Origin of the sequence: Paenibacillus sp. PDC88 (assembly GCF_900106725.1) — a bacterium.
Classification (GTDB): Bacteria; Bacillota; Bacilli; order Paenibacillales; family Paenibacillaceae; genus Paenibacillus; species Paenibacillus shunpengii.
The window spans coordinates 663,152-676,037 of sequence record NZ_FNNT01000002.1 but is presented as its reverse complement, the minus strand read 5'-3'; the positions used below and the strand labels follow the sequence as shown (position 1 = coordinate 676,037).

The window sequence follows — 12,886 nt, the reverse complement described above, 5'->3', positions numbered from 1 at the left end:
CATCAGGTTGATTATAAGACACAAATAACAGATACCGGCTCCTCTGGAGTCAGTTTGGGCGGATTCTCCGCACAGTATGAAATCTTCGTAAAAAAAAGCGACATACATTTAGCTGAAAAAGTGATTAACCATTAAATAGAGCTTTACTCCATTAAATCTGTTCTCTAGAATCAAAGGCTCCTCTCAGCGGAATGCTGGAAGGAGCCTTTGATATTTTTATAAATGAGCTTCGTTATAGAACCATACTAATCAAGATGATTCACATTCGTGTTAATAGCTCATTTCGATTCGCACCGCTGTCGTCTTAAATCCCGGCATTTTACAAAAAGGGTCCAGCTCGCCGCGTGTGGCTCGATTCACATTTTGGACCCCTCCCCAGTGCATTGGTACAAATAAGGTATCCTTTCGGATCTGCTCATTGAAACGGCACCGAACCTGGAACTCTCCGTATCGAGAGGTGATTCTTACCCAGCTCTGTTCCTTAATCATATAGTGACGTGCCGTATCGGGATGAATCTCGACGAAGTTTTCGACCTGACGCGAAGCAAGTCCTGGACTCAGTCTTGTCTGTACTCCTGTCAGATAATGAGACAGTACCCGGCCATTCGTCAGCATAAGAGGATATTCCTTGGACAATCTTTCCTTAACCATTTCACTTTCTTCTGCTGTAAATACAGCTCTGCCATCAGCATGTGCAAATCGCTCTTCAAAAATTCTGCCGGCTCCCTCTTCGTCTTCCGCAGGACAAGGCCAGTACACTCCTTCTTCCCTCCGCAGACGATCATAAGTGATGCCATAATAATCGGCAATACCACCCTTACTGGCGATTCGAAGCTCATTGAATATTTCCTCTGCCGAGGTATAGTCAAAGTATTTGCCTTTACCAAGAGCTGCTGCAAGCTCCCGAAGAATCTCCCAATCATGCCTGCAATTCCCGGGCGGCGGCGTCACCGCTTCACGCAGGAGTACCCGCCCTTCCAGATTCGTGAGCGTACCCGTGTTCTCTATATATGAGCTTACGGGAAGAACAACATCCGCTAAGCGTGCCGTTTCGGATAGGAACATATCTGCCACCGCCAAGAAAGGAACCTTCTCCAGTGCTTCTTCGACGAGTGTAGCGTTAGGATTCGAAACAATGGGATTCGAGCCCATCACAAACAGCGCTTCAATTGCCCCTGTATGAACGAGCTCCATCATTTCGTAAGCAGATACTCCCTTTCTAGGAATTTCATCAGGTTCAACGCCCCACACAGAAGCGATGTAATTACGGTCCTGCTCATCCTCAATGGAGCGATATCCAGGGAGCTGATCAGCCTTTTGACCATGCTCTCTGCCTCCCTGACCATTCCCTTGTCCTGTGATCGCTCCGTACCCGCAGCCTTGTCGGCCGATCCTCCTGTCGCTAGCAGCAAATTAATAAAATGCCTGACCGCGAGATGTCCATCTGTCTGCTGCTCCACGCCTCTCGCCGTTAGTACCATACCTGTCTTCGCCTTACCGAACATATCAGCAGCAAGCTTCAAATTCTCCTCAGATACACCGGTATTATCCGTAATATACTTCCAATCCAGCTTATCAAGATATGCCGTCAATTGTTCATAGCCGTTTGTTCTATTTGCAATAAACGCTTCATCCAAGAGCCCCTGCTCCCTCAGCCATTTCAGCATTCCATCAGCAAGCAGCATATCCATTCCCGGACGAACAGCGAGATGAAGATCAGCCATAGCAGCTGTCGATGTTCTGCGCGGATCAATCACAATAATCACCGCACCTTTTTCTTGAGCTCTAGTAAAGTACGGCATAAGTGTAGGCTGACACTCTGCAATATTGGTACCGGCGAGTATGATACATTTTGCATCCTCAATATCCGATAATGGGAAGGTTAAACCACGGTCCATTCCAAATACCTTAGCACCCGCTGATGCAGCAGCAGACATACAAAACCGTCCATTGTAGTCGATGTATTTGGTGCCGATGCCAATCCGCGCAAATTTCCCGAGCATGTAGGCTGTCTCATTGGTCAGTGATCCGCCGCCGTATACGCCGACAGCATTGCTTGGCAGCGACTGTATCTTGCCTGCAATGTACTGAATCGCTTCCTCCCAGGTAGCTTCCGTCAGTTCCCCATCCTTTTTGATTAACGGAGACGTAATTCGTCTGGCACTTGTCGTATGCTGGTGCGCATTCATGCCCTTGACGCATATTCTTCCTTCGGAAGCTTTGTTCAGCGTTCCTTTGGATTCTGTTACGTACTGAAATACGCGGGTTGTCGATTTAGAGACATCCTCACGGGATTCTATCGTAACCTCCGCTTTGCACTGCACACTGCAGAATGGGCATTGGGTTGTTGCATGATGAATTGCACCGGGCAGTACTGAAGCAGCTTCTTGATAATGATTCATCACTTCTGAAGAGCCTGCTATTTTCATGCTGAATTCCACTCCTTTTTATCACCACATTGATATCGTTCAAGCAAATTCCAGCAGCTTATACTCCAGCTCCATAACGCGTTCTCGAATGCTCCCAATCCCTGTCCGCTCCACCCATTCCCACGTTTTCTCGTTGAACCAGCCCTCGGTGCTGTAGAGCTCCACAGTGTATTGAGCAGCACGTATTGCCCCTTCTCTCGTGTCAGTGATACTTAAGAGCTGTCCCTCTGTTACAGGATGCCTTGCATGACCTCCTACGTAGATTTCGTATCCAGCGGGGCACGCTTGAATAGCAATATCATGCAGCAAGATCCCGAACACGGACTCAGCTTCCTCTGAGGCAGCAGCATAGATTGAAGCTGGAACCTGCTGCTCAGCGCACCAGCTTATAAATTCATCAAATGTATCTATCGGTAATGAGCGATGCTTAGCTCCTTGCGATCGGTTTCGCTGTATGTAGTATGCAATCGTTTCTTCACAGGTCCGGCACCCCTCTTCTTGATCTGCAGTTAAATCAAGTAACTCTCGTACTTCTGCTGACGATTTAACACCTGTCGTACGAATGAGATGTATCAGCTCCTCGTGCCCGGTAGACATGCAGGAGCAGATGCTGTGATCTGTTACAGATTCCTGCTCCGCACCGCTGGCTGGCATCGAAGCACCTGACAGCGTTACCTTCACCAGCGCCTCCAGCATGGGCCTGCACCCGCCGCATGATCCGGATGCCTTCGTCTTCTGCTTCACTTCATCCGCAGTCGTAAGACCATCCTTCTCCATTACCTTCACAATCGCTGATTTGGACACTTGGTTGCAGGCACATACCGTCTCGCCTCCCGGCATCGCAGCAACAAGAGCTTCCATCCGGTTCTCACCAGCTGATGCAGGCTTCATTGCCGCAAGCTCAGTGGCGTCTGCTTGACGTTTGATATATCCTAGCATGGTCTGGGATTCGGTTGTATCTCCATATAAAATAGCACCAGCAAGCTTACCGTCACGCATCGTCACTTTTTTATATTTGAACTGCAGCCGGTCATACTCCTGAACTGCTATACCGATATCCGGTCCAATCTCCCCAACAGAGAATAGCTCGACACCGGACACCTTCAGCTTGGAATAGGGAATTGAGCCTTGATATGCTTCGGTTTCCATATGGCACAGCTTACGTGCCAGAACTCTCGCCTGATCGTACAGCGGTGCAACCAGTCCATAACAGATTCCCTGATGCTCGGCACATTCTCCGACCGCATAGATATACTTATCACTTGTCTGCATGTAATCATCAACAATAATCCCGCGACTCACGGCAAGTCCGCTGTCTCTCCCAATGTCTACATTAGGGCTGATTCCCACGGCAAAAACAATCAGATCCGCCATCAGCTTGTTTCCATTGGCAAGCCGAATTCCCTTAGCCCGGCCGTCTCCAATGATTTGCACCGTTTGCTGACCAAGTCGGAATTTCATTCCTTGCGCTTCCAGCTCCGTCTGCAGCAGTCCTGCAGACATCGGATCCAGCTGTCTATTCATCAAGTACGCTGCATTGTGTATCACTTCGGTCTCCATCCCCAGGTTCAGCAGTCCTCTTGCAGCTTCCAGTCCCAGCAGCCCTCCGCCAATAACAATGGCTTTCTTAAACTTCTTGGCATAATCCATCATAAGAAGACAATCATCCATGCTTCGAAAAGCAATAACACCTTCCTGATCACTTCCCGGGATCGGTGGTATAAAGGCTGATGAACCTGTCGCAATCAGAAGATCATCATAAGACAGCTTCATTCCAGAGGAAGTTTCTATCCTTTTTTTCTTCCGATGAATCCGTGTGACCTTCTCTCCCGTGTAAAGTTTGATCCCGTTCTGTTCGTACCAGGTCCAGTCATGAATAATAATATCTTCAAATGAAGTTCCGCCCTGAAGCACTTTGGACAATTCGATCCGATTATAGTTCGGCCTCGGCTCTGCGCCAATTACCGTTATTTCATAAAGTCCACGATTCAGTTGAATAATCTCCTCTATACATTTCATGCCGGCCATTCCGTTTCCAACGACAACCAACTGCTTCTTCATCTAGTATTCCTCCATCCCATGCCTATCTCTGTAGAGAAACCACGATCTTTATATGAGTGAAAAAGAACAAAAAAGCCCCTTTTTCAAAAAAAGAAAAAGGGGCTGCGCTGCCTCACGAAACAGCACTCCGTTGTGCTGAACTTATATATAAGAGAATATAGGATACCCGATTCTATGTCAATATTTTTAACACAAAATGCTTTCATACGATTACTTTCATTTTTTTCAATAAATTGCGTTAAGTATCTTGACATATCGAAAATCAATTTCTATAATTCAGTGTACAGTCATCCAAACAGAATACATAGCGATTCACAATGAAGTGAATCATATGTCACGGCAATGAGGCCGCAGCTCGAACCCTTTAAGTAAGGGGCGAATTGCGGCTATTTTTGATGCAGTTGAGATCCCTCTTCATGATGGATCTGATCTATTTAAAGATAAAAGGGAGAGATTAGGATGGAGAAAAAAAGTTTCTGGAAAAGCGGGCATAACCCCACACTCTTCGGTGCATTTTTCTATTTCGACATCAGTTTTATGATCTGGGGCTTGATTGGTCCGCTTAGTGTTGTCATTGCAGGAGATTACCCGATGGATGCAGCCCAAAAAGCAAATCTGGTTGCACTTCCGGTATTAAGCGGCTCCATACTTCGACTGCTCTTCGGGTATCTGACCGACCACATTGGTCCCAAGCTTACTGCGCAGATCGGGATGATCGTCACCTTGATTCCTTTAATTCTCGGCTGGCAATGGGTCAGCTCACTCGATCAGCTGTATGTTGTTGCACTGCTCCTTGGTGTAGCTGGCGCTTCCTTTGCTGCAGCACTTCCACTGGCGAGCCAGTGGTATCCAAAAGAGCACCAAGGTCTGGCCATGGGAATTGCCGGAGCAGGTAATAGTGGAACCGTACTTGCCACTCTATTTGCCAACCGACTTGCTACACATTTCGGAAGCTGGGAAGTCGTATTCGGACTCGCCATGATTCCCATCATCATCGTCTTTATCCTCTTTACGATCTTTGCCAAGAACAGCCCGAATCGCCCTGCTCCTAAGACCTTTGCTCAATATGCCCATGTCTTAAAACAAAAAGACGCACTGATTCTCTGTTTATTTTATTGTGTTACCTTCGGTGGATTTGTCGGTCTATCCAATTACTTAACGATCTTCTTCAATACGCAATATGGCCTATCTGCTGTACAGGCAGCCGATATTGCAACATTCTGTATTATTGCGGGCAGCTTCTTCCGTCCAGTCGGAGGCATGCTCTCTGACCGCTTCGGAGGAACACGTATTCTAACATTCCTCTATGCAGGAGCTGCTCTCATGCTGGTAGGTGTTTCATTCCTGCCTCCACTCCCAGTCGTCGTTGTGCTCTTGTTCATCGGCATGATGTGCCTTGGTGCCGGTAACGGTTCGGTGTTTCAGCTCGTTCCGCTTCGGTTCGGCGCTGAGATTGGTCTCATGACAGGAATTGTCGGTGCGGCCGGAGGATTAGGTGGGTATGCGCTGCCGCTTCTCCTCGGAAACCTATACAAATCGGTTGGAAGCTACACCCCTGGATTCTTGATTCTAAGCGTCGTCGCTGCAGCTGCTTGTATTCTGGTCATTGCCATGAGTCTGCAATGGAGAAAAACATGGCTGCAGAAGCAGGGCAAGAAGTCCGCTGCCATAGCTGCTGAACTCAATGCATAAATTATAAAACATGTACCACAACCAAAACGATCATTAAGCTGCAAAAAAGAAGCAGTATTTTATCTTAAAGGATAAGATACTGCTTCTTGCTATCTTATTATTTAACCGTCAGCGTGCCAAAGGTCATATACATTCCGCAATTAAAGTTATAAGTCCCCGGCTCGAGTGTTGTATCCACGGTATAATAATTGTCGCCTTTCTGCAAATATTGAAGCATATCAATATCCTCTGAGACAAGGCTGGTAATATGAGTAAGGTTCGTCACCTTCTTAAAGTTAATCTTCGTTGGTACACCTTGCTTCACTTCGATGTGACTAGGAGAGAAGCCCTTATCATTAATTTCGACGGTTACGATCTCATAATTGCTTAGATCCTCTTCTTCTTGCACGGTCTGACCTCTATCCAGTGCAGATGGAACCATGCTGTTACCTTGGAAGAATAAGATTAAACCACCTATAACAAGTACACCCGCAAGTCCCAGTGCCAGGAACGGCCACCATTTTACTAACTTTTTGTTCATAACTAAACAAGTCCCCTCGAGAAATATCTAAAGTAATATATTTATATCTTAAGCATAAACCATCTTTTCAATGAACTATATGACTCTTTGTAGCTATTTCATTACATTGTTTTGTCAAAAATATAAACATTATGTGAATGAAGTCTTGAAATGAGGAAAAGAGCAGCGTCATCTAAAGACAGCTCCTCTTCTTCCTATTCCATATTATATACGTTAGTGTCAAGACTTAACCTAACTGATGTTAAATCTTGATGTGATGCTCTTATCACTCTTCGTTATTGTTAGTAATCCGCTTGGGGCCGGGTAGTCTCCCCGCATCTCTTAGAGCTTCTCTTAACAGAAACTCAATATGACCATTTACGCTTCGGAATTCATCAGCTGCCCAGCGCTCCAAAGCCTCATACGTAGCCTGGTCGAGGCGGAGAGGGAAGCTCTTCTTCTTACCTGCCATTAATGCGGATGCCTCTCATTAATAAAGTGAGCTGGTGTTAATGACCGGCTGGGCAGAACGATCAGAAACGACAGCAACAAGCAGATTATTAATCATCGCAGCTTTGCGTTCCTCGTCAAGTTCAACAGCTCCTTCTTTCTCAAGCCGTTCAATTGCAAGCTGTACCATCGTGACCGCACCTTCTACAATTTTCTCCCGAGCGGAGATAATAGCAGACGCCTGTTGTCTTTGCAGCATCGCGCTTGCAATCTCTGTAGAGTACGCCAGATGTGTCAAGCGGGATTCACGCACGTTAACTCCTGCAATTTCCAGACGAGCCTGCAGCTCATTCGTGAGCTCCATGGCGATCTCCTCCGCATTGCTTCGCAGAGAGAATCCAGCCCCGTCAAGATTATCATATGCATATTTACTGGCCACATGGCGCAGTGCGGTCTCGCTCTGAATTTCAACGAAGGATTCATAATCATCAACCTCAAACAACGCCTTCGCGGAATCCACGACGGAGAAGACAACCACAGCTTCAATCTCAATCGGATTCCCTTCCACATCATTTACTTTTAGCATCGAGCTGTTGAAGTTACGGACACGAAGCGATACCTTCTTCTGTGCCGAGAGCGGAATGGTCATATAAAACCCACTGTCGCGGATAACCCCCATATACTTACCGAAAAATGTAAGCACCATCGCTTGATTCGGCTGAACAACCGTCATCCCCGTAGCCAGCAAGACAGCAACGACAGCAAGAATGGAGCCATTAATATATCCTGCAGTTTCACCTGTACTAAAGGCAAAGACTCCTATAGCGATTAGCACAAGAACTACAAGCAGACCTACAAATCCATTTACACGAAATACTTTTTTCTCCTGGAACAATAAACATCACCGCATCTCTCTACAATATTGTTTTGATATATTTATGATATCACTTTTTACTTTAATTGTAAACGTAACTTTATAAATTAATACATTGTTGAACAAATGAACATAAAAAAAGCCCATCTCATGGATGGACTCCCTATGTTATACTCGTTCCCCTAGAAATAATACATTCAGGGCTTGCTCATCCACTTCTTGCTGGTCGTTAATGGACACATAGTGGGACTTGGCACCAATTCTAGAGCTGACTGTTCTTAATAACACATCGTCTGCGAAATGCAGCGCAGCCCCGTCATCCACACCATACCCCGGCTTCATCACTCCTTCCGAAATGAGCTTGTGGTAGCCAGGCCTTCTATTGACCTCACCGTCATAATGCGGGCAGTGGCTCCCTTCTAAGAGGCCTAAGCCATTCAGCTTATATACCGAAGCATTTAACGGATCGGTCAGTCCCTCTTCAAACCAGCAAATAGATCCTGCGCTAAGCCCTGCGAGCGCTGGCCATAGGGATAAAACATACTTTTGGTGAAGCTGTTCCTGCCTGCTCTAATATGTACTTATCCAGCAGTAGGTTGTCCGGTTCCATTGAAAAACCGCCTCCGCCCATCGCAATAATTTGTTTCATCCACTCACCTCTTATTCATTATGTTGTCGTCCGTAATTAACGAATTGGAGCTAGCTTTAATATAATCTATTTAAGTGTGCTAGAAAATATTGGTCAAAAGAAAAATGGAACGCTTCTAAATGTTAGAAAACGTCCCACTCATTATTAGATTACGTCTTTTTATTAAGTACTTCTCTGCTCTTTCATTTAATACTCCGTGTTATTGTTCTCGTATACATTCTTCACATTGTACCATTTCTGACCAACATTCGAATAGATTGTATTCGTCATAGACACCGTACTGGTTGTACTATCTGTGCGGAATATTGATTCTTCCATATTGGAGATGTCAGAACTATCAATAAAGACTTCAACTTTAAAAGTAGATCCTCCAACTTGACGAATGAGCTTCCCTGCATTGCTTGAGACAAAGTTGTATACATTCAACCGACCCGGTGCGTTTAACATGATAACTTTGTCTGCTCCGTTGTAAGCAGCCCCACCGTTTAGAGTTACCGTTCCAGAGCTTTTCAGCGTGAGGGCATCTTCACCAATGTCTTCCCACACAATGTTGGACAAGTAAGCGTTCCCATATACGTGAACACCATCCGCTGCCGGAGCACCAATGACTACGTTTTTCAGTGTTGCTCCATTCTCCAGTCGGAACACTGGATGTTGACCCTCATCCTGACTGCCATCACCTAGTGCAGAACCAGCGACATAGCGCCGGCCGAGCCCATCAAATACTTGTCCCGCTTCAACGACAATGGTTGAGTTCACCGTCGTCGTATCATTCGGAGATATTTTGACCAACTTCCATTGCTGGTTAGGATTCCCTGTGCTGGTCCACTGTACAACATTAGCTCCATCTGCAGTCGAATGATTATACACCTCGAGCGCCTTGCCTGAATGACGGTTGATCAATTGTACATGTCCGTCAATATCGACCAATCTCCAGTGCTGATTGTAATTCTGTCTAAAATTTTGCCATTGTACTACATTACCGCCGTCTGCTGTAGACCAGCCTAATACCTCAAGAGCACGACCGCTATTCGCATTAACCAAAGAATAGTAACCGCTTCCAACACTGACAAAGCGCCAATACTGATTGTCACCATTCAGATCAGCCCACTGAACCGCATTTCCACCGTTGTCATGCGAATACTCAAAGATTTCAAGCGCCTTACCACTGTTGCGGTTAATCAGTTGATATGTTGCATTGTTTGTGATGCTTGCCGCCTCAGCCGGCTGATGTGGAATAAACAGAGAAGTTGCAATAAGCGTTACGGATGCCAGAACTGAGAAGAGTTTTTTTCTAATCATCGGGACACCTCCTATTATTTTCGAATAAATAAATCGAACGCCTGCAATCTCCTTTCTTTTCATAATTGAAACATTATTAATATAACACACAATAAAACAAATATGGAATATATATGAAACGTTTTCGAAGTAAAATCGCCAAAAAAAATTTAATTAATTAATATCTAAATTAACTACTACAGTATGAAGCCGTTCCTAAAGATTAATCATCATATGAATATCCTTTGGTTCCTTGTTAAACAGCTCTTCATCGATTTCTTTAGATAAATGACTTCCATTACTCTGATAAAAAGAAACCGCTGATCTTGTCTCCGTTGACGAGATGTATAAAGCGGCAGCTCCCCTGGACCTGGCCTCTTCTGACAGCCTATCCAACAGCTGAGTCCCAATGCCTTGTCTCCTGTATTGTCTCGACACATACATCAGATCCACTTGTAGTTGATCCAGACGAACGCCTCTAGGCTTGTGGGCAAGCACACCGAAGCCGACCATGATATCGCCTGCAAATGCACCCACTGCCATCCCGCCTTTTTCAAGCTCGTAAATGAACCTTTCCTCCATTTCACGCAGCAACATGGCGTCCCAAGTCGGACACTCGTGATCCGTCTTGATCTCAACCAACTGATCATTGTCCATTTCGTATATAAGTTCAATATGCTCGGAGCGATCAATCTCCTTCAATTGATGTACATCCGCAGGGGTAAGTTCGCGATAAGTAATCATGATCATCCTCCAATGTTCTGTTATTAGATAAGTAATCAGCCATTGTGTACTAACGTTAAGAAATTGTTTAATTCCACAACGCTTTTTACATAGTGGGCGGGCTGCTCAGCGGTCAACTCTTCCTCGCTTCCGTATCCAAATCCCACAGCAATGGAGGCAATATGTTGATGGTGAGCACCGATAATGTCATGTTTACGATCACCAATCATTACCGTTTGGTCTGGATCCAAATTGTAATTCTCCATGAGATATCCGATAATTTCAGCTTTGGCAGATCGTGCTCCGTCCAGCTCGCTTCCGCATATGTATTCAAAATAGGAGCTGAGCTCGTAATGCTCCAATATTTGCTTCGCATATACTTCCGGCTTGGAAGTCGCAATAAACAACCGCATCTGTGGGTCGCAGCTTATCCGATCGAGCATCTCTCTAACTCCAGGAAATACAGCATTCTCGAAGAGTCCGGTAACACTAAAATATTCTCGATAATAATCAACAGCAGCTTCAATCTGTGCCTCATCAAATTGATAAAAATCTTTGAAGGAAACGCGCAGCGGCGGCCCTATGAATTTGTTCAGCTCTTCCAAGCTGGCAACAGAAATATTCATTTTACCCAGCGCATATTGAACCGACTTCGTAATTCCCAGCTTCGGATCAGTCAATGTGCCGTCCAGGTCAAACAATAGATTGGTGTATGACATCTCTATTCTCCTTTTTTACACTCATGTATTAAACTCATGTTTCAACACTTCCTCAAAGGAAGGAATGAATTCGATAAAGTTCTGGATTTCTTTGAGCGTTAATAGAACCTGCTCCTCTCCTAGCAGTTGTTCCTGTGCATCCCTGCATTCCATATACAAAGATCGTTTTAAGTTATATTCCAGCCAATCCAGCTTCCCTATCAATCCATTATACAGCACAGCCCGCCAGTCTATCTCTATCGAAACCGGCTGCTTCTTGTATCCTCTCATAAACGCTGTAAATTTTTCAGGAATCATTCGTCCCTGTGCATCTACACACCAATAGAGTAATGTCTCCGTCATATCCTGCCATTGATTTATGTAACCCGCTGCTTCCCAATCAATAATTACAGGTAGATCATCATGCCACATTATATTCTTGGGATCTAAATCTCGATGGCTAATAACCCGATCCACTGTACTTAATACCTTAACTGAAGCCACTGCTTGTGCATTCGACTCATACAGTAGATCCACATTTTCTTCTAACAGGTTAGCCCAAACCGCGCTAGTGATCCTTCCTTTGTCTAAATAATAGTTCCAATTAATAATGGAAGCTTCGTGTGAAGTATGATCAACAACACCTATAACCGCAAAATCAACAGCATGAATCCTTGCCAGCAAATCCCCAACGATCTCACAATGAGTCGGTCGTATTTGATCTAGGCTCAAGCTTCCACCTTCAATCCATTCAAATATGAGATAAAAGTTAGATCCAACCAGATGAATAGACTCGTCATCGACTGTAATCGCCGGCAATGCAGATATTTGATTCATTGCAGCCATTCTGGCAATACGTTCGGCATTTTTGTAATTCTGAAGTGCTGTGGGCCTCTGCATTATTTCTGGATTTAACATCTTGATGGCATATGTTCCGCGGTCAGTCTCGATGGAAAACATCTTGTGGAGCAAACCACCAGCAACCCGTCGAGGCTCACCCTCTATATTACCTAGTAGTAGACTCGTACATAACTCCTGGATTTGAGAAAATATCTGCCCATTAGACATCATAGTTGTCCTCTTGATTTATTTTAATTTTGTGTAGATCTCCAATCTGTTTTGGCGGGAACACTTTTCCTCTATGAAGATAATTTTCAAGAAACATTTGAACTTGAGTCAAGTGTTTGTTCATATCCTTCATATCGATTAGACCTTGGCTAACCGCATCTGCATATTCTTCTAGGTCGATTAATCTATAAGTCGGTCCATTGCCTTCTACAACTATATCTATGTATAAATCTGTTAGTACCATCTCAGCGTCATTCAATTTAATATCTACCAAATCAACATACCATTCGTTTGTCCATCCCCATGGTTCATGCATTATTTTGACTCCTTCAAGGATAAGAATATAATGGCGAATAACTTTACGGGATAGCTCATCATAGCGGTCAAAGAATGCAACCTCGCTTGTTCCATATCCTTGAAACTCACCTAATCGGGAAATGACAGTGAGTGGTTTCAATCTAA

At 44.9% G+C, this 12,886-nt stretch carries 10 protein-coding genes and 2 pseudogenes; 1 reads left to right on the top strand and 11 read right to left on the bottom strand.

What is annotated here, in order from left to right; all coding sequences use genetic code 11:
- Nucleotides 1-270 precede the first annotated feature (270 nt).
- A pseudogene (locus tag BLW49_RS09695) lies at nt 271-2,402 on the bottom strand (molybdopterin oxidoreductase family protein).
- Nucleotides 2,403-2,468: 66 nt separating this feature from the next.
- The gene (gene nirB, locus BLW49_RS09690; RefSeq protein WP_076313719.1) at nt 2,469-4,490 is read right to left on the bottom strand and encodes a nitrite reductase large subunit NirB; all 2,022 of its coding nucleotides are present in this window, start codon (nt 4,488-4,490) and stop codon (nt 2,469-2,471) included.
- A 459-nt stretch (nt 4,491-4,949) separates the two neighbouring features.
- On the opposite strand from nirB, the gene BLW49_RS09685 reads away from it, so the two are divergent.
- Nucleotides 4,950-6,182: a nitrate/nitrite transporter gene (locus tag BLW49_RS09685; protein ID WP_090724284.1), complete on the top strand. Its 1,233-nt coding sequence runs from the start codon at nt 4,950-4,952 to the stop codon at nt 6,180-6,182.
- A 97-nt stretch (nt 6,183-6,279) separates the two neighbouring features.
- Here BLW49_RS09685 and BLW49_RS09680 read toward each other — a convergent pair whose 3' ends face one another.
- The 9 genes and pseudogenes from BLW49_RS09680 to BLW49_RS09640 form a co-directional block, all read right to left on the bottom strand.
- Nucleotides 6,280-6,702: a cupredoxin domain-containing protein gene (locus BLW49_RS09680; RefSeq protein ID WP_076313717.1), complete on the bottom strand. Its 423-nt coding sequence runs from the start codon at nt 6,700-6,702 to the stop codon at nt 6,280-6,282.
- A 265-nt stretch (nt 6,703-6,967) separates the two neighbouring features.
- Nucleotides 6,968-7,153 (bottom strand): type II toxin-antitoxin system antitoxin, encoded by a 186-nt coding sequence (locus tag BLW49_RS09675; RefSeq protein ID WP_090724283.1) that lies wholly within the window; start codon nt 7,151-7,153, stop codon nt 6,968-6,970.
- An 18-nt stretch (nt 7,154-7,171) separates the two neighbouring features.
- Nucleotides 7,172-8,026, bottom strand: coding sequence for an SPFH domain-containing protein (locus BLW49_RS09670; protein WP_090724281.1), 855 nt, complete (start codon nt 8,024-8,026; stop codon nt 7,172-7,174).
- A 147-nt stretch (nt 8,027-8,173) separates the two neighbouring features.
- A pseudogene (locus BLW49_RS09665) lies at nt 8,174-8,654 on the bottom strand (Type 1 glutamine amidotransferase-like domain-containing protein).
- A gap of 186 nt (nt 8,655-8,840) precedes the next feature.
- Nucleotides 8,841-9,956, bottom strand: coding sequence for a pectate lyase (locus tag BLW49_RS29465; protein WP_090724279.1), 1,116 nt, complete (start codon nt 9,954-9,956; stop codon nt 8,841-8,843).
- A gap of 195 nt (nt 9,957-10,151) precedes the next feature.
- Nucleotides 10,152-10,679, bottom strand: a complete 528-nt coding sequence (locus BLW49_RS09655) for a GNAT family N-acetyltransferase (protein WP_090724278.1) — start codon at nt 10,677-10,679, stop codon at nt 10,152-10,154.
- A 35-nt stretch (nt 10,680-10,714) separates the two neighbouring features.
- On the bottom strand, nt 10,715-11,377 hold the full coding sequence (locus BLW49_RS09650; protein WP_090724277.1) for an HAD family hydrolase: 663 nt from the start codon (nt 11,375-11,377) through the stop codon (nt 10,715-10,717).
- A gap of 21 nt (nt 11,378-11,398) precedes the next feature.
- Nucleotides 11,399-12,427: a phosphotransferase gene (locus BLW49_RS09645; RefSeq protein WP_090724275.1), complete on the bottom strand. Its 1,029-nt coding sequence runs from the start codon at nt 12,425-12,427 to the stop codon at nt 11,399-11,401.
- Complete coding sequence (locus BLW49_RS09640; RefSeq protein ID WP_090724273.1) at nt 12,417-12,881, bottom strand: DUF402 domain-containing protein; 465 nt, start codon at nt 12,879-12,881, stop codon at nt 12,417-12,419. Before BLW49_RS09640 ends, BLW49_RS09645 begins: the two co-directional genes overlap by 11 nt.
- Between the last annotated feature and the right edge of the window lie 5 nt (nt 12,882-12,886).